This is a genomic window from Cupriavidus sp. DF5525, from assembly GCF_040149425.2.
GTDB lineage: Bacteria > Pseudomonadota > Gammaproteobacteria > Burkholderiales > Burkholderiaceae > Cupriavidus > Cupriavidus pickettii_A.
The window spans coordinates 293,796-316,670 of sequence record NZ_CP168265.1 but is presented as its reverse complement, the minus strand read 5'-3'; the positions used below and the strand labels follow the sequence as shown (position 1 = coordinate 316,670).

Below are 22,875 nucleotides of genomic sequence, written 5' to 3'. Positions count from 1 at the left end.
CTACCCAATTTACAGATTCAGATCTGTCCCCGCCTCCGCCCCCGCCGCCTCCTCAGAGGCGACGCAGGACCGCTGCGAGCTCCTGCGCGAACTTGCGTCGCCGGTACGGGTCCACGTAACACCCCACCTGTACCTCACGCCCGCCCGAGCGCAGCGTCACCAGCGCGCGGAACGATTCACCCAGTTCGACCCGCACCCAGCGCGGGTTGAATTCCTGGCGCGTCACCTTTGTGCCGCTGGCTGTCTCCACGACCAGCATGCCGTCGGTAATGCTGACGCGCTCATAGTCTGTCGCATGGCGCGCATACACCAGCAGCGCGATCCCCAGCCCGATCAGCTCGATGCTGGCAAACGGCAGCACGAGCCAGGACCCTTGCCACGCGAAAAACAACGCGATGGCAAGCGAAACAGTGAGGATCGAGAGGTAAAACCAGCCGACCTGGCGTGGAGACAGCGAGCAATTTCGCTTCATCAGCCAGTCGTGGGGCGCGGGGAGAGGTCCGTCGAGATTTCCGCCGGAGTCACCACCTGCCGTCTGGAGTGCGATACCCAAGTCTTGCATCGCCAACCACTCTGCATCGGATGCACACCCGGGACGATGGCGCCCGGGTTGCACAGTGCGGGTGCAATACCAGGACGTTCTTGTGCCAGGGGACCACTGCGACAAACTGGCGCATTATAGGGCGCTTCCCCTACACGGACAAGGGCGCACCTTGACCGGAAGGCTTGCGCCCCGCTTGATTCTGTGCATGCACAAACGCCCCGCGATCTCCCTGCACGCCGCGCCAGCGCTCACTCTGCGGCAATCTGTCGCACGCGCAAGTTAACTCTGTTTTAACCTGCCTTGCGCGGCCTTGCACGGCCGATCTGGTCCAGCGGCACCACGGCGCGGCCCTGCTCGTCCAGCGCCTGGCCGCCGCGCGGCGCCAGCTTCCACGCATGGCCGTAGACGATCTCGAAGGTCAGCGGGATCACGCCATCGGCGTTGCGCCGGCGCTCCAGCGCCTGGGTCAGCGCCTGGTACCAGCCGCGGCCGCGCAGGCCCTGCGACAACGCGCCCGCCGGGCCGCGCAGGCCGCCGAAGGCCTGCACCTCGCGCAGCAGCGTGGCGGGCGACTCGTAGGTCACGGTCAGCGTTTCCATGTCCATCACCGGCGTGGACCAGCCGCTGTGCACCAGCATGTCGCCGATATCGTGCATGTCGACAAAGCGCAACGTATGGGGCGCGTCGTCGACTTCGGCAAAGGCCGCGCGCAGCTCCTTGAGCGTATCCGGGCCGAACAGCGAGAACAGCACCAGCCCCTCGTCGCGCGTGACGCGGTGCCACTCCGGGAACACACGGTGCGGCTCCGGATGCCAGTGCAGCGCCAGGTTGGACCACAGCAGGTCGAAGCTCGCGGGCGCAAAAGGCAGTGTGGCAAGATCGCCCTGGACCAGGTCGAACAGGGGCCGCTTGCCTAGCATGCGCCCAAGCCAGCCCGGACGGCGCTGCGGGTCGCGCTGGCCGGCTTCGGCCAGCATCGCGCCGGAAATATCGAGCCCCGCGATCTGCGCATCGGGAAATCGCGCGCGCAGCCCCGCCAGGCCCTGGCCGTGGCCGCAGCCGATATCCAGCGCACGCTGCGGCGCCAGGCGGATCACCTCCATGCGCTCTTGCATGCGGCGGCCGATCTCGCCCAGCAGGAAGTCCAGCTGGCCGAAGCCGCGGCTGCGCCGGTCAAAGGCGAGCCGGGTCAGGCGCGCGGGCGGCAGGAAAGCATCGGGGGATTCAGCGGCATGCAGGGACACGGACAGACAGGGCAGCAAGAAGACCAGGAAGCGGCACAGGTGCAGGCACGGGCGCCGGGCGAACGCGGCCGCCTTGCCCGATGGGCCGCGGCCGGACGGCAAGTATACGCGCGCGCCGCGCTGGCCGCCCGGAGCGCGCTGGCGCTGGGGCGCCATTTCAGCTGCCCGGCGTGCGCCGCGATGCCGCCCGCGTTCGACCACGCCTGCACGCTGGGCGACTATGCCTCGCCGCAGGACCAGCTGGTGCTGGCGCTCAAGTTCGGCCAGGCGCTGCCGCTGGCGGGCTGGCTGGCGGCCCGGCTCGCGGCCGGGCTGCCGGCGGCGTGGTCCAGCGCCCGGCTTGGGCCGCCCGACCTGGTTGCACCCATTCCGCTGTCGCCACAGCGCCTCGCCGCGCGCGGCTTCAACCAGGCCTGGGAGATCGCGCGGCCGCTGGCGCGCGGTCTTGGCCTGCGCGCCGATCCGGTGCTGCTGCAGCGCAAGCGGGATACCGGCAGCCAACGTGCGCTGGACCTGGCGGCACGGCAGGTGAACCTGCGCGATGCGTTCCGGCTGGCGCGTCCCGCACGGCTGGACGGGCTGCATGTGGCGCTGGTCGACGATGTCATGACTTCCGGCACCACCTTGCACGAAGCGGCCCGCGTGCTCAAAGCGCACGGCGCTGCCCACGTCAGCGTAATCGTGGCGCTGCGCACGCCATAGGGCCGGGATGACAGTGAGCGGTGCGCGCGGTAAGCTGCGCACCGTTCTGACGAAGGGCGGCACCCGGCGCCCGAGATACCCCCCGCATCATGTTCAACGTCGTCCTGGTCGAACCGGAAATCCCACCCAACACCGGCAATGTGATCCGCCTGTGCGCCAACACCGGTGCACAGCTGCATCTGATCAAACCGTTGGGATTTCCGCTGGAAGACGCGCGCATGCGCCGCGCCGGGCTGGATTACCACGAGTACGCCACCATGCGTGTGCACGACAGCTGGGACGCGCTGATGGCCAGCGAACAGCCAGATCCCACGCGCATGTTCGCGCTGACCACGCGCGGCTCGACACCGTTCGGCCAGGTGGAATTCCGGCCGGGCGACTGGTTCGTGTTCGGTTCCGAGACGCGCGGCCTGTCACCCGAGCGGCGCGAGTGGTTCCCGCCGGCGCAACGCATAAGGCTGCCGATGCGGCCCGACAACCGCAGCCTGAACCTGTCGAATACGGTCGCGGTGGTGGTGTTTGAAGCGTGGCGGCAGAACGGGTTCGCGGGCGGAAGCTGAACGCCGCCGCACCGTTTATTCCGGCTGCACCCCGGCCGCCCGGATCACCTTGTCCCAGCGCGCCTTCTCGCTCGCCATGGTCTGGCGCAGCGACGCCGGCGCGGTGCCGGCCGGCACGAAATACTGCGCGCGCATCTTGTCGCGCACGTCGGCGCTGCCGATGATCGCCACCAGTTCGCGGTAGAGCCGGTCGATCACTGGCTGCGGCGTGCCCGCCGGTGCCAGCACTGCCTGCCACGAAATCGCTTCGAAACCCGGATAGCCGGATTCCGCCACCGTCGGCACCGACGGCAGCACCGCGGTGCGGCCCGTAGTGGTCACGGCCAGCACGCGCAGCTTGCCGGCATTGACCTGCGGCATCGCGATCGCCGGCACCATGAAGCCCGCCTGCACCTGCCCCCCTACCATCGCGGTGGTGACCTGCGGGAAGCCGGGATACGGCACGTGCTGCAGCTCGATGCCCGCCATCGCCTTGAGCTGCTCCATCGCCAGGTGCGAGGCGCTGCCGTTGCCGGGCGAGCCATAGTTCAGTTCGCCCGGTTTCGACCGGGCCAGGGCGACGAATTCACGCAGGTTGTGGACCGGCAGGCGTGCGTCGACCACCAGCACGTTGGGCGAGGTCGCCACCAGCGTCACCGGCGCGAGCTGGCGGAACGGATCGTAGTTCAGGTTGCGCGACAGCGTCGGCGCGGTGACCAGCGGGCCGTTGATGGTGAACACCAGCGTGTAGCCATCGGGCGTGGCGCGCGCCACCATGCCGGTGCCGATATTACCGCCGGCGCCAGGGCGGTTTTCCACCACCACCGGCTGGCCCAGCGCAGTCGCAAGCTTCTCGGTCACGATCCGCGCGATCAGGTCGGGCGACGAGCCCGGCGGGAACGGCACCACCATGCGGATGGGCCGGGCGGGCCAGGGTTGGGCGAGCACGCTGGCGGAAGCGCCGGCAGCGCAGGCAGCGGCAAGCGCGATCAGCACGTGTCGGCGGGTAGGCATGCGGGAAGTATCGTCAGGAAGGTTGGGTCGCGCGCGCTGTCACTCGTCGCGCGCGTCGCGCTGGAGCAGCTGCGCCACCGCGTCGGCGGCGCTCAGCCCGTCGAACAGCACCGCGCACACCGCGCGGGCGATCGGCATCTCGACACCGTTCGCGGCGGCAAGCTCGGCCACCGCCTGCGCGCAACGCACGCCCTCGGCCACATGGCCCAGTTCGGCCAGGATCTGGTCCAGGCTCTGCCCCGCCGCCAGTTGCTGCCCCACCTTGCGGTTGCGCGACAGGTCGCCGGTGGCGGTCAGGATCAGGTCGCCGACGCCAGCCAGGCCCATGAAGGTCTCGACCCGCCCGCCCAGCGCCAGGCCCAGCCGCGTCATCTCGGCCAGCCCGCGCGTCACCAGCGCGGCGCGCGCGTTCAGGCCCAGGCCCAGCCCGTCGCTGGCGCCGGTGGCGATCGCCAGCACGTTCTTGACCGCGCCGCCCACTTCCACGCCGGTCAGGTCGTCGCTGCCGTAGATGCGCATGGCGTGGTGGTGGAAGGCCGCCTGCGCGCGCTCGGCCAGCGACGGCACGCTGCCCGCCACCGTCAGCGCGCACGGCAGGCCCTGCGCCACTTCGCGGGCGAAGCTCGGGCCGGTCAGCACGCCGTAGTCGAAGCCATCGGTGCGCCCGGCGGTGTCCAGCTCGGCGCGCACCATCTGGTGCGGCAGCAGGTGCGTGCCGGACTCGAAGCCCTTGCACAGCCACAGCATCGTCACCGGCCGCGCGCTGCGCGTGGCGAGCCGGCGCGTCATCTCGCGCAGGCCCGACACCGGCGTGGCCACCACCACGATGCCGTCCGGATCGTCCGCGGCATGCGCCACCGCAAGCTCGAAATCCGCCTGCACCGCGAGCCGCTCGGACAACGTCACGCCCGGCAGGTAGGCAGCATTCTCGCGCGTGGCGGCGATGGTGGCGAGCTGGGCGGGGTCACGCCCCCACAGCACCACGTCATTGGTGGCCGCGGCATGGCTGGCGAGGGCGGTGCCCCAGGCACCGGCACCAAGGAAGGTCAGTTTCATGGGAGCTCGCACGGAGGATGGGCGCAGTCGATAGTAGTCCCGGAGCCCAAATGGCGAAACGGGGCCGCAGCCCCGTTCCGATGCATGACTCCGGACGCCGGAATCAGTGGCGAGCCTGGCTGCCGTCGGGCATCACGATGCCGCTGCTGCCGCCTTCGGCACCCTGGGCTTCTTCCATGGCCGCCTGCAGGCGTTGCTCGTACAGCGCCTGGAAGTTGATTTCCGACAGGTGGATGGCCTGGAAGCCGGCGCGGGTGATCACGTCGGCGATATTGCTGCGCAGGTACGGATACAGGATGGTCGGGCAGGCGATGCCCAGCAGCGGGTCGAGCTGCTCCACCGGCACGTTGCGGATATCGAAGATGCCGGCCTGGTGCGCTTCCACCAGGAAGGCGACCTTGTCCTGCACCTTGGTCGTCACGGTGCCAGTCACCACCACCTCGAAGATGCCTTCCTGCAGCTGCGAAGCGCCGACGTTGACCTGCACTTCCACCGACGGGGCTTCCGATTCCAGGAAGATGCCCGGCGAGTTGGGCTGCTCCAGCGACATGTCCTTCAGGTAGACGCGCTGGATATTGAAGAAGGGTTGATCGTCCTGCTGGGTGTTTTGCTGGTCGCTCATGAAAGGCTTCCGGGAAGATGGGCGTTGGGCGCGGCGGCGGCAGCCCCTGATGGGTGCAGGGCTGGCCGGTGCCCGGTTGGAAAACGCATATGGTACATGACGCGGGTGGCGATTTCACCCGCGCCGGGACAAAGCCGGCCCGGAATCAGACGGTTCCGAGCGAGCAGCAGTCGCGGGGCGCTCAGGCAGCCAGCAGCGGCACCAGGCCACCCTGGCGGTCCAGCGCCGACAGGTCGTCGAAGCCGCCCACGTGGGTATCGTCGATGTAGATCTGCGGTACGGTGCGGCGGCCGGTGCGAGACATCATCTCTTCGCGCTTGCCGGGTTCGCGGTCGATCAGGATCTTCTCGATTGCTTCCACGCCGCGGGACTTCAGCAGGCGTTCAGCCATAACGCAAAACGGACACACCACGGTGCTGTACATGACGACGCGGGCCATGCGGGTTCTCCTTGAATGCAATGCGGCGCGCGCACCGGCTTTGGGCCGGGCGGCGCACGGTGTAACGGAATACGGGCCGGAGTTGCCGGGATTACTTCACCAGCGGCAGACCTGCCTGCTGCCAGGCGGCGATGCCGCCCTCGAGCGCGTAGATCTCACTGTAACCGGCTTCCTTCAGCGCTGCCTGGGCCTTGCCCGAGCGCTGGCCGGTCTGGCATACGACGATGATTGGGGCCGACTTGTCCTTTGCAAGGCCGGCCGCGCGCGAGGCCAGCTCGGCAAGCGGGGCGCTCTTGGCCTGCGGCAGGTGACCCTTGGCATACTCGGCGGGCTCGCGGATGTCGACCACCACCGCCCCGCGCTTGTTGATCAGCTGGGTGGCGGCGGCCATATTGACGGTCTTGCCGCCGGTGCTGCGCGAGATCGCGGGCCAGGCCAGCAGGCCGCCCGAGACCACGGCTAGGGCGATCAGGGCAAGGTTGTTATAGTCGGCAAAGAAATTCACGTTGGCATTCCGGTAGGTTGGGTCGGCGGCATTATAAAATACGCGGTTTGGCGTCCGGGGCCTGCCGCTGCATGGCCAGCCGCCATTGTCGCCTGCCTGAGACATGGAGTTCACATTAGAAAGCCATGAGCTCACTCGGGGTGACGGCGCGGACGCACGCACAGGTTATCTACTCTCTGGAAGCAGCAGCATGTATAAGCTCGTCCTTATCCGCCACGGCGAATCCACGTGGAACCTTGAAAACCGCTTCACCGGCTGGGTCGACGTCGACCTGACCGAAACCGGCGCGGCCCAGGCCAACTTGGCCGGCAAGCTGCTCAAGGATGCCGGCTTCAGCTTCGATATCGCCTACACCTCGGTGCTCAAGCGCGCCATCCGCACGCTGTGGCACGTGCAGGACGAAATGGACCTGATGTGGATCCCGGTGCGCAACGAATGGCGCCTGAACGAGCGCCACTACGGCGCGCTGGCCGGCCTGAACAAGGCCGAAACCGCCGCCAAGTTCGGCGACGAGCAGGTGCTGGTGTGGCGCCGCAGCTATGACACCCCGCCGCCCGCGCTGGAGCCGACCGATCCGCGCGCCTCGTTCAACGATCCGCGCTACGCCAATGTGCCGCGCAACGAGATCCCGCTGACCGAATGCCTGAAGGACACGGTCGCGCGCGTGCTGCCGCTGTGGAACGAATCCATCGCCCCCGACATCCAATCCGGCAAGCGTGTGGTCATTGCCGCGCACGGCAACAGTATCCGCGCGCTGGTAAAGTACCTGGACCAGATCTCGGATGACGAAATCGTCGGACTCAACATTCCCAACGGCACCCCCCTCGTGTACGAGCTGGACGCCGACCTGCGCCCCCTGCGCCACTACTACCTGGGCGACCAGGAAGCCATCGCCGCCTCGCTGGCGGCCGTGGCCAACCAGGGCAAGGCACGCTGAAGCTGGTCCGGGCGGCCCCCACAGGCGCATGTGTACGCGCATGTGCGGCCGCCCACCCTGAACCGGGGCACGGCAGGCCCCATTCTACGCTCGGACTTATACTGTCGGACAAACCGCCCAGCGCCGGGCGGCCGCAGCCGGCATAATCCCCACACGTACACTCCGTACACCAAGTACACGTTCAGGCAGCCCTCATGCGCAAGACGCTCAAGAACATCAGCCTAGTCTCTGTCGGCCTCGTCGCCGGCGTGCTCGCCACGCTGCAGATCTCGGCGACCGCCCAGAATTCATCGGGGCCCTTGCCGCTGGACCAGCTGCGGCTGATGGCCGATATTTTCGGGCAGATCAAGCGCGAGTACGTGGAGCCGGTCGATGACAAGAAGCTGCTGACCGAAGCCATCAAGGGCATGGTCGCCAGCCTCGACCCGCACTCGTCCTATCTCGACGAGAAAGACTTCAAGGAACTGCAGGAAGGCACGCGCGGCCGCTTCGCCGGCCTCGGCATCGAGATCTCGCAGGAAGAAGGCCTGGTCAAGGTGATCAACCCGATCGAGGACACGCCGGCGTTCCGCGCCGGCATCCAGCCGGGCGACCTGATCACCCGTATCGACGACAAACCCGTGCGCGGCCTGCCGCTTGAGCAAGCGGTCAAGCGCATGCGCGGCGAGCCCGGCACCAAGGTCACGCTGACCATCTACCGCAAGAGCGAGGAACGCACCTTCCCGGTCTCGATCACGCGCGCCGAGATCCGCGTGCAGTCGGTCAAGGCCAAGATGCTCGACAACAATATCGGCTGGATTCGCCTCACCAGCTTCCAGGAACGCACCGTCTCCGACCTGGCCCGCAAGCTGGCCGAGATGGCGCAGAAGAACCCGAACATGAAGGGGCTGATCCTGGACCTGCGCAACAACGGCGGCGGCGTACTGCAGGGCGCGGTCGGCGTGGCCGCGGCCTTCCTGCCGAACGACGCCACGGTAGTGTCGACCAACGGCCAGGTGCCCGATGCCAAGCGCGTCTACAAGGCGGCGTACAACAACTACCGCCTGTCCTCGCTGGAAGACGATCCGCTCAAGGACCTGCCCGCGATCTACAAGAAGATCCCGATGGTGGTGCTGACCAACGCCTACTCGGCCTCGGCTTCCGAGATCGTGGCGGGCGCGCTGCAGGACCATCACCGCGCGCAGATCATGGGCAAGACCACCTTCGGCAAGGGCTCGGTGCAGACCGTGCGTCCGCTCACCAACGACACCGGCATCAAGCTGACCATCGCGTACTACTACACGCCGAGCGGCAAGTCGATCCAGGCCAAGGGCATTCGCCCGGACATCCCGGTCGACCAGAACCCCGAAGGCGATCCGGACGACGCGCTGATCACGCGGGAGATCGATACCGAGCGCCACCTGCACAACAAGCAGGAATCGGAAGAGCCGGAAATGACCGAACGCGAGCAGCGCCGGGTGGAAGAACTGCGCCGCCTGGAAGAAGAGAACGCGAAGAAGACGCCGGAAGAGCGCGAGAAGGAACGCCGCAAGAAGCCGGTGGAATTCGGCTCGGCCGACGACTTCATGCTGCAGCAAGCCGTGGCCCAGCTCAATGGCCAGCCGGTCAAGCGCTCCAAGTCGCGGCTGGAAACCAATCCGCCGGCCGACAACGGCAAGGCAGCCAAGCCCTCGGGCAAGAGCGGCGCCAAGGGTGCCAGCGCCCCGGCCGCCAAGCCGGCCGCTCCGGCCCCCGGCAAGCAGCCGCCAGCCAGCGCGCCGATCGGCGAGCCGCTGGGTACGCCGACGGGCAAGGCGCCCTGAGGCCTGCACAAGGCTGCTGGTTTGCTCCCCTCTCCCGCTTGCGGGAGAGAGGCAGGGGGAGAGGGCAGGAGGGTCAAAGGCCGACGGCGGTGGGTTCAAACCGTTGGCTTAGCTTGATGTGACTCCTTGCTAGCCCACCCCTCTCCCCAACTCTCTCCCCATGAGGGGAGAGGGAGAACACCTTGCTTAGGCTAGCTCGGGCGGCTTTGGAGCACCCAAGACGGAGCACCCAAGACCGCCCTCCTCTTCAGCACTCGAGGGATTACCTCATGAGCGACGACGGCCTCAACGACGAACAGCTATTGCGCTACTCGCGCCATATCCTGCTGGACGAACTCGGCATCGAAGGCCAGCGCCGGCTGCTGGCCGGCCACGCGCTGGTAATCGGTGCGGGCGGGCTGGGCGCGGCCGCGCTGCCCTTCCTCGCTTCGGCCGGCGTGGGCCGCATCACCGTGGTCGACAACGACGAGGTCGACCTGACCAACCTGCAGCGCCAGATCATCCACACCACCGCCAACGTGGGCCGGCCCAAGGTCGATTCCGCGCGCGAGGGCATGCTGCGCATCAACCCGGGCCTGGAGATCGTGACGGTGGCCGCGCGCGTGGGCGATGCCGAGCTCGACCAACTGGTGGCCACGGCCGACGTGGTGCTGGATTGCTGCGACAACTTCGCCACGCGCCAGGCGGTCAACCGCGCCTGCGTTCGCCACAAGGTGCCACTGGTGTCGGGCGCGGCGCTGCGCTTCGACGGCCAGATCAGCGTGTTCGACCGCCGCCAGCCGGATGCGCCCTGCTACGCCTGCCTGTTCCCGCCGGCCGAGCCCGCGCCGGAAGTGGCCTGCGCCACCATGGGCGTGTTCGCGCCGCTGGTCGGCATGGTCGGCACGGTGCAGGCGGCCGAGGCGCTCAAGCTGCTCGCAGGCGTCGGCGACAGCCTGGCGGGCCGGCTGCTGATGGTCAATGCGCTGTCGATGGAATGGACCACGATGCGGCTGGCGCGCACGCCGGATTGCCCGGTCTGCGCGGGGCGCTGAGCGCAGCTACTCCTTGGGCGCCGCGTGCGCCAGCAGCCAGTCGGTGACGGCGGCGCGGTCACCACGGAAGACGATGCGCGCCGTGCGCTGCTCGCGCTGGTAGTCGTACATCGGATCGTAGTAATCGCGCAGCAGCACTTCGATCCAGCCGCGGTGCAATGCCACCTCGCCGGATTCCGCCTGCCGCGCCAGCGCCTGCTCCAGCAGGCTCGATAACTTGCCATAGCGCGCTCCGCCCAGCCTTGGAGCGATAGCGGCCATCGCTTCGCGCAGACGCGCGGCGTAGGCCTCGAAGCCCTCCGCCGTACCCTTCTCCGCGAGAAATTCCGCCGCCAGTCCCTGCACATAGTCGCGCAGCACGCGCTCCACGCGTTGCTCGAACGACGCCTCCAGCCATACCAGCGGGCTTGCCTGAATGCGCTGCGTCAGCGCCTGCGGCACGTCGCGGCTGCCGATATAGCGGCCTTCGTCTTCCACCACCAGCGCGTGGAAGCCTGTGTCGATATGGCGCAGCAGGTCGATCGCCAGCGCGTTCTCGAAGTCGACCTGCTGCGGCTGCGCCAGTGCGCGGCGCCCGAATGCCGAGCCGCGATGGCGCGCATGGCCCTCCAGGTCGATCGCAGCGGGCACGTCGGCCAGCACGTCGGTCTTGCCGCTGCCGGTCAGGCCGCCGAGCACGAACCAGCGCTGCTCGGCGGCGGCTGTATCGATGGCCGAGATCAGGAAGCCTCGCATCGCCTTGTAGCCGCCGGTCACGCGCGGGTAGTCGACACCGGCTTCACGCAGCCACTGCTGCACCAGCTGCGAGCGCAGCCCGCCGCGGAAGCAGTACAGGTAGCCATCCGGATGCGCGCGCGCAAACTCCGCCCACGCCGCGATCCGCGCCGCCTTGCGTTCGCCCGACACCAGCTGGTGGCCCAGCACGATCGCCGCCTGCTGGCCCTTCTGCGCGTAGCACAGGCCAACCTCGTGCCGCTCGGCATCGTCCATCAGCGGCAAATTCACGGCCCCCGGGAAGGCGCCGCGCGCGAATTCCAGCGGTGCGCGCACATCCATCGTCGCCACGCCGCTGAGGAACAGGGTACGGAGGTCGGCGGTGTCTTCGCGCATCACTGGATCTCGACCGCAAGCGAGGCGCGCGCAACCATCTCGCCGACCGGCGTCAGCGCCAGTCCCAGGCGGGCGCACTCAGCCACGAACTCGGCTTCGCCGGCAGGCTCGACCGCCACCAGCAGGCCACCACTGGTCTGCGGATCGCACAGGACCGCGCGCTGCACGTCCGTGAGCGGCATGATGCGGTGGCCGTAGCTGTCGAAGTTGCGCTGCGTGCCGCCCGGCACGCAGCCCTGGCCGATGTAGTCGACCACGTCATCCAGCACCGGCACCGCGGCATAGTCCAGCCGCGCGGTCAGGCCACTGCCGTCGGCCATCTCCACCAGGTGGCCGAGCAGGCCGAACCCGGTGACGTCAGTCATCGCGCACACGCCCGCCAGGCGCCCGAACGCGCTGCCGGGCCGGTTCAGCACGCACATCCAGTCCCGCGCAAGGTGACGGTTGTCGGCGCGCAGCAAACCCTTCTTTTCGGCGGTGGTCAGCACGCCGATGCCCAGTGGCTTGGTCAGGTACAAGCGGGAACCGGGCGTGGCCGTGTCGTTGCGCTTCAGGTGCGCGCGTTCGACGATGCCGGTCACCGCCAGCCCGAAGATCGGCTCCGGCGCATCGATCGAATGCCCGCCCGCCAGCGGAATGCCGGCGTCGTCGCAGGCGCGGCGCCCGCCCGCCACCACTTCGCGCGCCACCTCGGGCGGCAGCACGTTGACGGGCCAGCCGAGGATGGCGATCGCCATCAGCGGATCGCCGCCCATCGCGTAGATATCGCTGATGGCATTGGTGGCGGCGATACGCCCGAAGTCGAACGGATCGTCGACGATGGGCATGAAGAAGTCGGTAGTGGACACCACGCCCCGCTCGCCGTCGGCGCCATCCAGCGCATACACCGCCGCATCGTCGCGCGAGGCATTGCCGACCCACAGGCGCGGGTCCAGATGCTGCGCACCACTGCCCGCGAGGATCACGTCGAGCACTTTCGGAGATATCTTGCAGCCGCAGCCGGCGCCGTGGCTGTACTGCGTCAGGCGGATGGGATCGGTCATGGTTGGCTCCGTCGCGGCGCCCTGTCCGGGCAGGAGCCACTACCCGGTCAGGCACGCCTGGATGAAGAAAGGAATTGGAATGAGAAGGGTTACTGCAAACAGGCAAGCAAGGTGGCAGCGCCGGGTGGCGCCGCGCGCTGGGGCGGGCCGCCTGTGCAGCGGCCGCGCCGGAGACGGCGGCTTACTGCTCGCCTGGCTCCATCTGCGACTGCAGGTAGTTCTGCAGCCCGACCTTGTCGATCAGGTCCAGCTGCGTTTCCAGGTATTCGATATGTTCCTCCGTATCGGTGAGGATATCGACCAGGATTTCGCGGCTGACGTAATCGCCGACGGATTCGCAGTAGGCAATGCCTTCCTTGACGGTGGCGTGCGCGCTCTGCTCCAGCTTCAGGTCGCACTTGAGCATCTCGGGCGTGTCTTCACCCAAAAGCAGCTTGTGCAGGTCCTGCAGGTTGGGCAGGCCGTCCAGCATCAGGATGCGCTCGATCAGGCGGTCGGCGTGCTTCATTTCGCCGATCGATTCCTTGTACTCCACGTCGCCGAGCTTTTTCAGGCCCCAGTGGCGATACATACGGGCGTGCAGGAAATACTGGTTGATCGCGGTCAGCTCGTTCTTGAGCTGGGCGTTCAGATGCTGGATGACCTTCTTGTCACCTTTCATTGGCGGCTCCTGTTGCATCGGGCCCGCGCAAAAACACGAAGCGGCGCCAATGGCGCCGCGTGCAGTCGGTGAAAAAGGAAATGCGCAAAACGCGCCGTGAACTGGCTTTCAGTTCATATGGGCGCGTTCAGGCAACCAACGCCTTGCGCTGGTCGTTCGCGACTGCCGGGTCCCGAGTGTCCATTATGGTACATGGGCCTGATGCGGAACAGGAAGAAATCTCCACAACCTGGATGTTGGCGAGGGTCGCCACGGTGACGTTGCGCACCGCTGCCACGCCTTCCTGCAACACCTGGTGCGCGCACTCACGGCAGCGGCCGCAGCACGTGCCAACGCCAAGCGTTTCGGCCAGTTCGTCGAGGGTTTCGATGCCAAGGTGTGCGGCACCGTGAATCTCACGATCGGTGATCTGGTTGCAGATACAGACGTACACAACTCCCTCCTGTGGGGCGCGTGGCACCGGCATGCCACTGCGAATGAACGTCAGAATATCAGAGATGCAAAATGATAACAATTCCCATTAAGCCACACGCGAGGAGGTCGGGAGAACGGCACAAGGCAGGAAAAGAAGGCGGCGATGGCGGCACTTTCGAAGCGTGAATTGTGACGCATATGCCGCATTCAGTCATCAAAAAACCCTGACATCGTCATGGTCTCGCGAGCAGCCGCAGGGCTGCGGCCTGCTCCTCCGGGTCGTAGGCATTGAGCACCTGGTCGACCAGCGGCTCGAGCAGCTGGCAGTTGGCGTGCAGGATCTCCTGCTTGACCCGCAGCAACTGCGCCGGGTGCATCGAGAACTCGCGCAGGCCCATGCCCAGCAGCAGCCGCGTCATCGACGGGTCGCCCGCCATCTCGCCGCACACCGCCACCGGCACGCCGGCACGGTTGGCTTCGCGGATGGTGCGCGCCACCAGTTGTAGCACCGCCGGGTGCAGCGGGTCGAACAGATGCGCCACCGCGTTGTCGGCGCGGTCGATCGCCAGCGTGTACTGGATCAGGTCGTTGGTGCCGATGGAGAGGAAGTCCATCTTGCGCAGGAAGAGCGGCAGCAGCAGCACCGCTGCCGGGATCTCGATCATGGCGCCGACCTTCATGCCCGGGTCGTAGGGCTCGCCGCGCTCATCCAGCTGGCGCTTGGCCTTCGCGATCAGCGCCAGGGTCTGGTCGATCTCGCTGGCATGCGCCAGCATCGGCACCAGCAGCCGCACCGGGCCGAAGGCCGAGGCGCGCAGCAGCGCGCGCAACTGGGTCAGGAACATGCCCGGCTCGGACAGCGACCAGCGGATCGCGCGCAGGCCCAGCGCCGGGTTCAGCGCGGTCTCGAACTCGTCGCCGCGGCCGTCGCCACGGCCATCACGGCCATCCAGCGGCTTGTCGGCGCCGACATCGATGGTGCGGATGGTCACCGGCAGGCCGTGCATGGCGTCGACCGCGCCGCGGTAGGCCTGGAACTGCTCGTCCTCGTCCGGCAGCTCGTCGCGCCGGTTCATGAACAGGAATTCGGAACGGAACAGGCCCACGCCGACCGCGCCGGCCACTAGCGCCGCGCCAGCGTCCTCGGCCATCTCGATATTGGCCAGCAGCTCGATCTCGAGCCCGTCCAGTGTTACTGCCGGCGTGTGCCGCAAGCGTTGCAGGCGCTTCTTTTCCAGCGCGCGCTCGCTCTGCCGGTGGCGGTATTCCTCGAGGATGATGGCGGTCGGGTCGACGATCACCAGCCCGGCGTCGCCGTCGATGATGATCCAGTCGTCCTGGCGGATCAGCTCGCTCGCGCTCTGCACGCCGACCGCGGCCGGGATATCCAGGCTGCGCGCGACGATGGCGGTATGCGAGGTGCGCCCGCCCATGTCGGTCACAAACCCGTGGAAGATGGTGTGGCGGAACTGCAGCATGTCGGCCGGGGCGATGTCGTGGGCGACCACGATCACGCCAGGCGCGGCTTCGCCGTCGGCGGCCAGCGCCGGCACTGGCGCGGGCACCAGCACGGGGGCCCCCGCCAGCGCCTTCAGGATGCGCTCCACAACCTGCCGGATATCGGTCTTGCGCTCGCGCAGGTACTCGTCCTCGATTTCCTCGAACTGGCGCATCAGCTCTTCGAGGCGCGTGGTGAGTGCCCACTCAGCGTTGTAGCGGCGGCCCCGGATCAGCCCCTCGGGCTCGCGCGCCAGCGCCTCGTCGTCGAGGATCATCGCGTGCACGTCGAGGAAGGCACCCAGCTCCTCGGGCGCGTCGCGCGGCAGGTCGCGCTTGAGCGCCGCCAGTTCCGCCCGTACCGCGGCGCGCGCGGCGCGCAACCGTTCGACCTCGGCGTCGAGCCGGTCTTCATCGACCAGGTAATGCGTCACATCCAGCGCCGCGGGCGCGAGCAGGTGCGCGCGCCCGATGGCGACGCCACGCGAGACCGGGATGCCGTGCAAGGCGAAAGGCATGTACCGCTCCGTCAGGAACGTTTAAGAATTTATGTCGAGGCCGCCGGCCTCACTCTCCCTCACCAAAACGATTGGCGATCAGCGCCAGCAGCGCGTCCATCGCCTCCTGCTCGTCGGGCCCGTCGGTCTCCAGGGTGATGGTCGAGCCGATCCCGGCCGCCAGCATCATCACGCCCATGATGCTCTTGGCATCGACCTGGCGTCCGTTGCGGGACATCTTGACCTGGCTGACAAAGCTGCCTGCGAGCTGGGTCAGCTTTGCGGACGCGCGAGCATGCAGTCCGAGCTTATTGATGATGGTGGTGTCCCTCTGCAGCATATTTGTCGGGATGATTGGCGGTTTGGTTCTGTACGGTGGTGGTGCCGACCTGCAGCACGCCCTGCGAGCCGCCGGCCAGCGCCTTGGTGGCGAGCTGGTCGAGCTTTTCGCCGCGGTAGCAGATCGCGCGCACGAGCATGGGAAGGTTGACGCCGGCCAGCACGCGCACGCGGCCCGGCTCGGCCAGGCGCGCGGCGATATTGGCGGGGGTGGCGCCGAAGATGTCGGTAAGTACCAGCGCGCCGTTGTCTTCGCAGATCGCGGCCAGCCGGCGCCTGGCTTCAGCCAGCACGGCGGCGGGATCCGCGTCGGGAAGGACGTCGATGGCTTCCAGCCGCTGCGGCTGGCCGCAGTAGACGTGGGCGGCGCAATCGCGCAGGGCCGAAGCCAGCGGGGTGTGCGCGATGATCAGGATGCCTGCCATGATGGTGAATCCGTTGGATTGCCCAGATTGTAGCAGGCGGCCCCCGCACTCCCGCTCACGTCCGGGGCGGTCAGGTTTAGCTGCCGGCGGCGCCCACGGCATGCTCCAGCGCGTCGATGAACATCGCCGCGACATGGAAGCCGGTCTGCTGGGTGATCTCCTGGAAACAGGTCGGACTCGTCACATTGACTTCGGTGAGGTAGTCGCCGATCACATCCAGCCCCACCAGCAGCAAGCCCTGCTCCCACAGCCCCGGCGCCAGCGCCTCGGCGATCTCGCGGTCGCGCTTGCTCAGCTCCTGGGCGCGTCCGGTGCCGCCGGCGGCCAGGTTGCCGCGCACTTCGCCGGCCATCGGCACCCGCGCCAGCGAATATGGCACCGGCACGCCGCCGATCAGCAAGATGCGCTTGTCGCCGTCCTTGATCGCCGGGATATAGCGCTGCACCATCAGAGTGCGCGCTCCGTCATGGCCCAGCGTCTCGACGATCGCGGCCAGGTTCATGCCGTCCGCGCCGACGCGGAACACGCCCATGCCGCCCATGCCGTCGAGCGGCTTGACGATGATGTCGCGGTGCTCAGCGTGGAAATCGCGGATGCGCGCCAGGTCGCGCGTCACCAGCGTCGGCGTGATGAATTCCGGGTACTGGGCGATCGCCAGCTTCTCGGAATGGTCGCGGATCGCGCGCGGCTTGTTGAAGACCCGCGCGCCCTGCGACTCGGCCAGTTCCAGCAGCCAGGTGCTGGTGACGTATTCCATGTCGAACGGCGGATCCTTGCGCATCAGCACCGCGTCGAAGGCGGACAGCGGCTCCAGCGCGCTGTTGCCTTCGCGGTACCAGGCATGGTCGTCGCCGGTCAGGTGCAGCCGCGTGGCCATGGTCTCGACCACGCGGCCGGACAGCGTCAGCTGCGGCTGCAGGCACCAGTACAGCTCGTGGCCGCGCGCGGCGGCCTCGGTCATCATGGCGTAGGTGGAGTCCTTGTAGGTCTTGAAGGTCTCCAGCGGGTCAGTGATGAAGAGGATGCGCATGGGGCTCGTCACAGGATCGGGTTCGGGTCGGTTTTCTCGAGTTCCAGCGACGCCGCCAGCAGCGCCAATCGCGCCACCACGCCGTACATGTAGAACCGGTTAGGCACCGCCGCGCCGGGCTTGGCGTGGCTGTCAGGGATGCCGTTCGGGGCGAACGCCAGCGGCACGAAGTGCATGCCCGGGGCGTTCAGGTTCTCGTCGTTGCCGCGGCCGGTGTGCACGCGGTAGAAGCCGCCGACTACGTAGCGGTCGATCATGTAGACCACCGGCTCGGCCACCGCCTCGTTGACCTTCTCGAAAGTGTGCACGCCTTCCTGGATGATCACGTCGCTGACCTCGAGGCCTTCCTTGACGACGCTCATCTTGTTGCGCTCCTTCCGGTTCAGGCCCTTGACCTCGGACGGGTCGCGCACGGTCATGATGCCCATGCCGTAAGTGCCGGCATCGGCCTTGACCACCACGTACGGCGTTTCCTTGATGCCATACTCGCGGTACTTCTTGGCGATTTTCTTGAGCACGCCTTCCACCGCGTCGGCCAGTTCTTCCTCGCCCACGCGCTCGTGGAAATTCACGCCGGTGGTGCGCGCAAAGTACGGGTTGACCATCCACTGGTCGATGTCGATCAGCTTGGCGAACTTCTTCGCCACCTCGTCATAGGCGGCAAAGTGGCTGCTCTTGCGGCGGGTGGACCAGCCGGCGTGCAGCGGCGGCAGCAGGTACTGCTCGTTGATGTTTTCCAGGATCGGCGGGATCCCGGCCGACAGGTCGTTGTTCAGCAGGATCGAACAGGGATCGAAGTCCTTCAGCCCCAGGCGGCGGCCCTTGGTGCCCAGGCGCGCCAGCGGCTCGACCACCAGGGTCTGGCCGTCGGGCAGTTCGATCGGGGTCGGTTCGGTGATTTCCTCGGAGAGCGAGCCCAGGCGCACGTTCAGGCCCGCCTGGCGCATGATCAGCGACAGCCGCGCCACGTTCTGGAGGTAGAACATGTTGCGGGTGTGACGCTCCGGGATCAGCAGCAGGTTCTTGGCGTCCGGGCAGATCTTCTCGATCGCCGCCATCGCCGCCTGCACCGCCAGCGGCAGCATTTCGGGCGCCAGGTTGTTGAAGCCGCCGGGGAACAAGTTGGTATCGACCGGCGCCAGCTTGAAGCCGGCATTGCGCAGGTCCACCGAGCAATAGAACGGAGGGGTATGCTCCTGCCATTCCAGCCTGAACCAGCGCTCGATGGACGGCGTGGCGTCCAGGATCTTCTTTTCCAGTTCGAGCAGCGGACCGTTCAGCGCGGTGATGAGATGCGGGACCATATCCATCCTATAGATCGTCTTTATCGTTCGCCCCGATTGTAGAGGAACGGCCAAACAGGCGCTGGCACACCCTTTATAAGGATATGCAGGCCATGGCGTAAGGGATAACGATATGGGGATGGGCGTGCGGAAATAAAGGGCCGGCCCGCGCGGCGGCCGGTGTCCGCGGTTGCCGGCCGGGGCTTGAGGCGGCAACCCGCCCGGACGCCATTCGTACAGGCAAAAAAAAAGCGCGGCGATGCCGCGCTTTCAAATGGCCTGACAGATACGGGGAGCGTTCTGCAGGTGGAGGAAACTGCCTCACTGGCAATGTATGTGCCCCGCACATTAAAGACAATTGAAGCTTTTTAAGATCGGAGTTAAGCACTTTGCGAAAAGCCCGTGTGCGGTGCGGGGAGATACCCGCGAGGCGGCGCCGGCACTGGGCTGGCTGACTTTGGCGCGGGTCCTGGATAACCCCGTGGAGCCCCGGCAAAGCCGGCCGGATGCGGCTTCGGAAGCCTTTTGCACATAATCGCGACTTCGGGCACTGGCGAGCATAATCCGAGCCTGGGCCGCGCCCGCTGAACATAAAAAAGCCCGGCACAGGGCCGGGCCAAACTCCTGAGAGTCGATTCCCAATCAGCTCTCCAGCACAACACCTTTGTGATCAGACTTCATATGCGGTCTCGCCGTGCGAGGTGATATCCAGGCCCTCGCGCTCTTCGTCTTCCGGCACCCGCAGTCCGATCAGCATGTCCACCAGCTTGTAGGCCACAAAGGCCACCACGCCCGACCACACCACCGTGGTCAGCACGCCTTCGAACTGGATCCACAGCTGGCCGGCGATCGAATAGTCATCCGCCACCTTGTTCGCCACGTAGTCGTAGATGCCCGTGCCGCCCAGGCTGGGGGAAGCGAACACGCCGGTCAGCAGCGCACCCACGATGCCGCCCACGCCGTGCACGCCGAACACGTCCAGCGAGTCGTCCATGCCCAGCATGCGCTTCAGGCCGGTTACGCCCCACAGGCACAGCAGGCCGGCGATCAGGCCGATCACGATCGAGCCCATCGGGCCGACGAAGCCGGCCGCCGGGGTGATCGCCACCAGGCCGGCCACCGCGCCCGAGGCGCCGCCGAGCATCGAGGGCTTGCCCTTGCCGATCCACTCGCCGAAGGTCCACGCCAGCACCGCGGCGCAGGTGGCCAGCAGCGTGTTGACGAAGGCCAGGGCAGCACCAGCGCTGGCTTCCAGGCCCGAGCCGGCGTTGAAGCCGAACCAGCCGAACCACAGCAACGAGGCACCGACCATGGTGAAGGTCAGGCTGTGCGGACGGATCGCCTCGCGGCCAAAGCCGATGCGCTTGCCAAACATGTAGGCGCCCACCAGGCCCGCCACGGCGGCGTTGATGTGCACCACGGTGCCGCCCGCGTAGTCGAGCGCGCCCTTCTGGAACAGCCAGCCCGACTTGGCGGTCGCGGCAGCGCCGGCGGCGGCGTCGGTGTAGGCGTCAGGACCCGGCCAGAACCAGACCATGTGCGCCATCGGGATGTAGGAGAAGGTGAACCACAGCACCACGAACACCAGCACGGCCGAGAAGCGCGCACGCTCCGCGAAGGCGCCGATGATCAGGCCGCAGGTGATGCAGGCGAAGGCGCACTGGAAGGCGAAGAAGCCCAGTTCCGGGATCACCACGCCCTTGCTGAAGGTGGCCGCCATGGCTTCCACCGTTAGGCCCTTCATGAAGAGCCGGTCGGTGCCGCCGAAGAAAGCGTTGCCCTCGGTGAAGGCAAAGCTGTAGCCGTAGACCGCCCACAGCAGCGCCACCAGCGAGAAGATCACCAGGCACTGCATCAGCACCGACAGCATGTTCTTGGAGCGGACCAGGCCGCCGTAGAACAGTGCCAGGCCCGGCAGCGTCATCAGGATGACGAAGGCCGTGGCGACCAGCAGCCAGGCGGTGTCACCCTTGTTGGGCACCGGTGCGGCAGCGGCCGGCGCGGCAGCGGCTTCCGCGGGGGCGGCGGCCGGGGCAGCGGCGGCAGGTGCCGCTGCAGCCGGGGTAGCCGGAGCTTGGGCAGCAGCCGCGGGCGCGGCGGAGGCGGCCGGGGCAGATGCCTCCGCCGCCGGCTTGTCCTGTGCGGCGGCGGGCGTGGATACGCCCACGCCCGCCGTGCCGATGGCCAGCGCCATTGCGCCGGCTGTCAGGAATCGCTTGAACCAGGTTTTCATTTGATTAACCTCTTGTGTTGTGCTGTCTCGGGGTCACAGGGCATCGCCGCCGGTCTCGCCGGTGCGGATGCGGATGACCTGCTCGATCGGTGCCACGAAGATCTTGCCGTCGCCGATCTTGCCGGTGCGGGCCGATTTCTCGACCGCCTCGATGGCGCGCTCGACTACGTCGTCGGGTACCGCCACTTCGATCTTCACCTTGGGCAGGAAGTCGACGATGTACTCCGCGCCGCGGTACAGCTCGGTGTGGCCCTTCTGGCGGCCGAAGCCTTTCACTTCGGTCACGGTGATGCCGGACACGCCCACGTCCGACAGTGCTTCGCGCACCTCGTCGAGCTTGAACGGCTTGATGACTGCAATGATGAGTTTCATCAGGATTCTCCTGGGGGAGGGCCGGCATCAGCCCGCCCGGGCTGCGTCAGAGTTAGAAAGTCTTGGTGATCGAGGCCCACGCCGCTGCCTTGCCCAGGTAGCGGCCACGGTTGGCGCTGGTGTAGGCCACTTCCTTGGCGTTGGTGTCAACATAGGCGACCGCCAGCGCAAAGCCCTTGCCCAGGTCCTTGGTCAGGCCGATCTTCCAGTCGGTATAGGAGGCATCGCTGTTGTGCTTCACGCCCTGGTAGCCGACGTGCGCGTTCAGCGTCAGGTCCCAGAAGTTCAGCGGGACGTTGGCGCTCAGGTCGACGTAGTAGCTGTTCTTGCTGTCGGCCCAGCCAAACAGGTTGGTGACCGAGTGCGAGTACTTGAGCATGACCGGGCCCCAGCCGATGCCGGCGTACAGTTCCGTGGTGTACGGGCGCGGATTGTTGTAGCCGCCCGGGTAGTAGTACTCGAGCACGCCCAGGTCATAGTTGAATTCGGTGCCGGCGACCTTGAAGGTGTTCTTGAAGCCGCCATAGAAGTCCATCTCGACCGGTGCCGAGACCGCCGGGTTGGCATCCTCGAGCCAGCTGATGCTGGAGTTCCAGTTACCCACGTAGAAGCCGCTTTCGTGCGCGTAGTCAAAGCCACCCTGGATCGCGGGCCGCAGGTTGGTCTGGCTGATACCGCGATAGCGGTAGTCCGAGACCAGCGACACGTTGGCCGTAAACGTATGCGGCGATGCCGGCTCGGCAGCGGCGGCGGCGGGCGCCGGGGCTGCCGCCGCGTCGGTGCTCTGCGCGTACGCGGTGGCGGCGGCGCCGGACAAGACGACCGCGCTGACTGCAAGGGCCAACTTCTTCATGGATTTCTTCTCCTTTTTCCTGATGGCTCGGATTTCGTTTATTGGGATTTCTGTAAGGCAGGCGGGATCACTACTGCAACAGCCGTGCCAGCCCCTCGGAAAACGGCGATGACAGGCGGCGGCCAGCGCTCCGCAGTGAACAAAGGCGCGCTTGAATCTGCCTTGCGGCAAAGCCAGATCGGGTTAAAAGGTGTGAACGTCGGTAGGCCGGAGCTTTCGCCGGCGTGGCGCAAGGGCGATAATCAAGTCCTGACGGTGGCCGGAAGCAGCAAACGCACGAGCGATCCGCCCGGATTGAGGGCGCCCAAAACCTGTGCGAAAGCGCGCTATACGCCAGATGCCCACCCGAATTGGCACCAGTTAGGTGCACAAAGGAGAAACCATGAAACCGACCGATCTCTTCAACGACCTGCAAAACAAGGTCAGCGAGGCGCTGCGCAATTCGCCGGCAAGGGACATCGAAAAGAACGTGCGCAGCATGATGACGCAGGGCTTCGCCCGCCTCGACCTGGTCACGCGCGAGGAATTCGACGTCCAGTCGCAGGTGCTGGCCCGCACCCGCGCCCGCCTGGAGGAACTGGAAAGCCGCGTGGCCGAGCTGGAGCGCCGGGCCGGCATCCCGCCCGGCGCCGGGTCGGTGGACTCGACCGGGGGCGCATGACCGCGCCGCGCCGGCCGGA

At 67.0% G+C, this 22,875-nt stretch carries 25 protein-coding genes; 6 read left to right on the top strand and 19 right to left on the bottom strand.

Going from position 1 to position 22,875, the window contains the following annotated elements; translation table 11 throughout:
- Positions 1-52: 52 nt before the first annotated feature.
- Both ABNX08_RS01575 and ABNX08_RS01570 read right to left on the bottom strand, forming a co-directional pair.
- Entirely contained in the window at positions 53-562 is a 510-nt protein-coding gene (locus ABNX08_RS01575) for a DUF2244 domain-containing protein (RefSeq protein WP_022533415.1), read from the bottom strand.
- A 272-nt stretch (positions 563-834) separates the two neighbouring features.
- Complete coding sequence (locus ABNX08_RS01570) at positions 835-1,788, bottom strand: methyltransferase domain-containing protein (protein WP_349605431.1); 954 nt, start codon at positions 1,786-1,788, stop codon at positions 835-837.
- Here ABNX08_RS01570 and ABNX08_RS01565 point away from each other — a divergent pair.
- Together ABNX08_RS01565 and trmL are read left to right on the top strand one after the other, a co-directional pair.
- The gene (locus tag ABNX08_RS01565; protein ID WP_349605430.1) at positions 1,777-2,490 is read left to right on the top strand and encodes a ComF family protein; all 714 of its coding nucleotides are present in this window, start codon (positions 1,777-1,779) and stop codon (positions 2,488-2,490) included. The two genes, ABNX08_RS01570 and ABNX08_RS01565, sit on opposite strands and share 12 nt — an antisense overlap.
- A gap of 89 nt (positions 2,491-2,579) precedes the next feature.
- The gene (gene trmL / locus ABNX08_RS01560) at positions 2,580-3,050 is read left to right on the top strand and encodes a tRNA (uridine(34)/cytosine(34)/5-carboxymethylaminomethyluridine(34)-2'-O)-methyltransferase TrmL (protein WP_022533412.1); all 471 of its coding nucleotides are present in this window, start codon (positions 2,580-2,582) and stop codon (positions 3,048-3,050) included.
- A 15-nt stretch (positions 3,051-3,065) separates the two neighbouring features.
- On the opposite strand, the gene ABNX08_RS01555 is transcribed toward trmL, so the two are convergent.
- The 5 genes from ABNX08_RS01555 to ABNX08_RS01535 form a co-directional block, all read right to left on the bottom strand.
- Positions 3,066-4,043 (bottom strand): tripartite tricarboxylate transporter substrate binding protein, encoded by a 978-nt coding sequence (locus ABNX08_RS01555; protein ID WP_022533411.1) that lies wholly within the window; start codon positions 4,041-4,043, stop codon positions 3,066-3,068.
- A gap of 39 nt (positions 4,044-4,082) precedes the next feature.
- Positions 4,083-5,099, bottom strand: a complete 1,017-nt coding sequence (locus ABNX08_RS01550; RefSeq protein WP_041680929.1) for an NAD(P)H-dependent glycerol-3-phosphate dehydrogenase — start codon at positions 5,097-5,099, stop codon at positions 4,083-4,085.
- A 103-nt stretch (positions 5,100-5,202) separates the two neighbouring features.
- Positions 5,203-5,721 (bottom strand): protein-export chaperone SecB, encoded by a 519-nt coding sequence (gene secB, locus ABNX08_RS01545; RefSeq protein WP_022533409.1) that lies wholly within the window; start codon positions 5,719-5,721, stop codon positions 5,203-5,205.
- Between the two features lie 181 nt (positions 5,722-5,902).
- Positions 5,903-6,160, bottom strand: coding sequence for a glutaredoxin 3 (grxC, locus tag ABNX08_RS01540; protein WP_022533408.1), 258 nt, complete (start codon positions 6,158-6,160; stop codon positions 5,903-5,905).
- Between the two features lie 91 nt (positions 6,161-6,251).
- Positions 6,252-6,665, bottom strand: coding sequence for a rhodanese-like domain-containing protein (locus ABNX08_RS01535; RefSeq protein ID WP_349605427.1), 414 nt, complete (start codon positions 6,663-6,665; stop codon positions 6,252-6,254).
- A gap of 190 nt (positions 6,666-6,855) precedes the next feature.
- Here ABNX08_RS01535 and gpmA point away from each other — a divergent pair, with 190 nt between their 5' ends.
- The 3 genes from gpmA (at position 6,856) to ABNX08_RS01520 (ending at position 10,438) form a co-directional block, all read left to right on the top strand.
- Positions 6,856-7,602, top strand: coding sequence for a 2,3-diphosphoglycerate-dependent phosphoglycerate mutase (gene gpmA / locus ABNX08_RS01530; RefSeq protein WP_349605426.1), 747 nt, complete (start codon positions 6,856-6,858; stop codon positions 7,600-7,602).
- Between the two features lie 194 nt (positions 7,603-7,796).
- Entirely contained in the window at positions 7,797-9,404 is a 1,608-nt protein-coding gene (locus ABNX08_RS01525; protein WP_349605424.1) for a S41 family peptidase, read from the top strand.
- A gap of 269 nt (positions 9,405-9,673) precedes the next feature.
- Positions 9,674-10,438: a molybdopterin-synthase adenylyltransferase MoeB gene (locus tag ABNX08_RS01520; protein ID WP_022533404.1), complete on the top strand. Its 765-nt coding sequence runs from the start codon at positions 9,674-9,676 to the stop codon at positions 10,436-10,438.
- A 6-nt stretch (positions 10,439-10,444) separates the two neighbouring features.
- Here ABNX08_RS01520 and mnmH read toward each other — a convergent pair whose 3' ends face one another.
- From mnmH to ABNX08_RS01460, 12 genes are all read right to left on the bottom strand, one after another.
- A complete protein-coding gene (mnmH, locus tag ABNX08_RS01515) occupies positions 10,445-11,548 on the bottom strand; it encodes a tRNA 2-selenouridine(34) synthase MnmH (RefSeq protein WP_349605422.1) in 1,104 nt (367 codons plus the stop codon).
- Complete coding sequence (selD, locus tag ABNX08_RS01510; protein ID WP_022533402.1) at positions 11,548-12,591, bottom strand: selenide, water dikinase SelD; 1,044 nt, start codon at positions 12,589-12,591, stop codon at positions 11,548-11,550. The genes mnmH and selD overlap by 1 nt, the downstream gene beginning before the upstream one ends.
- A gap of 181 nt (positions 12,592-12,772) precedes the next feature.
- Positions 12,773-13,252, bottom strand: a complete 480-nt coding sequence (gene bfr, locus ABNX08_RS01505; protein ID WP_022533401.1) for a bacterioferritin — start codon at positions 13,250-13,252, stop codon at positions 12,773-12,775.
- Between the two features lie 127 nt (positions 13,253-13,379).
- Complete coding sequence (locus ABNX08_RS01500) at positions 13,380-13,685, bottom strand: (2Fe-2S)-binding protein (RefSeq protein ID WP_010814836.1); 306 nt, start codon at positions 13,683-13,685, stop codon at positions 13,380-13,382.
- Between the two features lie 214 nt (positions 13,686-13,899).
- A complete protein-coding gene (gene ptsP / locus ABNX08_RS01495) occupies positions 13,900-15,681 on the bottom strand; it encodes a phosphoenolpyruvate--protein phosphotransferase (protein WP_349605419.1) in 1,782 nt (593 codons plus the stop codon).
- 49 nt (positions 15,682-15,730) lie between these two features.
- On the bottom strand, positions 15,731-16,000 hold the full coding sequence (locus tag ABNX08_RS01490) for an HPr family phosphocarrier protein (protein ID WP_022533398.1): 270 nt from the start codon (positions 15,998-16,000) through the stop codon (positions 15,731-15,733).
- The gene (locus ABNX08_RS01485; RefSeq protein WP_022533397.1) at positions 15,969-16,424 is read right to left on the bottom strand and encodes a PTS sugar transporter subunit IIA; all 456 of its coding nucleotides are present in this window, start codon (positions 16,422-16,424) and stop codon (positions 15,969-15,971) included. Before ABNX08_RS01485 ends, ABNX08_RS01490 begins: the two co-directional genes overlap by 32 nt.
- A gap of 76 nt (positions 16,425-16,500) precedes the next feature.
- Positions 16,501-17,454 carry a glutathione synthase gene (gene gshB, locus ABNX08_RS01480; protein WP_022533396.1) on the bottom strand — a complete coding sequence of 318 codons (954 nt, stop codon included), beginning with the start codon at positions 17,452-17,454 and terminating at the stop codon, positions 16,501-16,503.
- A gap of 8 nt (positions 17,455-17,462) precedes the next feature.
- On the bottom strand, positions 17,463-18,758 hold the full coding sequence (gene gshA, locus ABNX08_RS01475) for a glutamate--cysteine ligase (protein ID WP_022533395.1): 1,296 nt from the start codon (positions 18,756-18,758) through the stop codon (positions 17,463-17,465).
- Positions 18,759-19,407: 649 nt separating this feature from the next.
- Positions 19,408-20,970, bottom strand: a complete 1,563-nt coding sequence (locus ABNX08_RS01470; protein WP_349605416.1) for an ammonium transporter — start codon at positions 20,968-20,970, stop codon at positions 19,408-19,410.
- A 33-nt stretch (positions 20,971-21,003) separates the two neighbouring features.
- Complete coding sequence (locus ABNX08_RS01465; protein WP_010814843.1) at positions 21,004-21,342, bottom strand: P-II family nitrogen regulator; 339 nt, start codon at positions 21,340-21,342, stop codon at positions 21,004-21,006.
- Between the two features lie 52 nt (positions 21,343-21,394).
- A complete protein-coding gene (locus ABNX08_RS01460) occupies positions 21,395-22,195 on the bottom strand; it encodes a TorF family putative porin (protein ID WP_022533393.1) in 801 nt (266 codons plus the stop codon).
- A gap of 382 nt (positions 22,196-22,577) precedes the next feature.
- Here ABNX08_RS01460 and ABNX08_RS01455 point away from each other — a divergent pair, with 382 nt between their 5' ends.
- The gene (locus ABNX08_RS01455; protein ID WP_012351595.1) at positions 22,578-22,856 is read left to right on the top strand and encodes an accessory factor UbiK family protein; all 279 of its coding nucleotides are present in this window, start codon (positions 22,578-22,580) and stop codon (positions 22,854-22,856) included.
- The last annotated feature ends 19 nt before the right edge of the window (positions 22,857-22,875 follow it).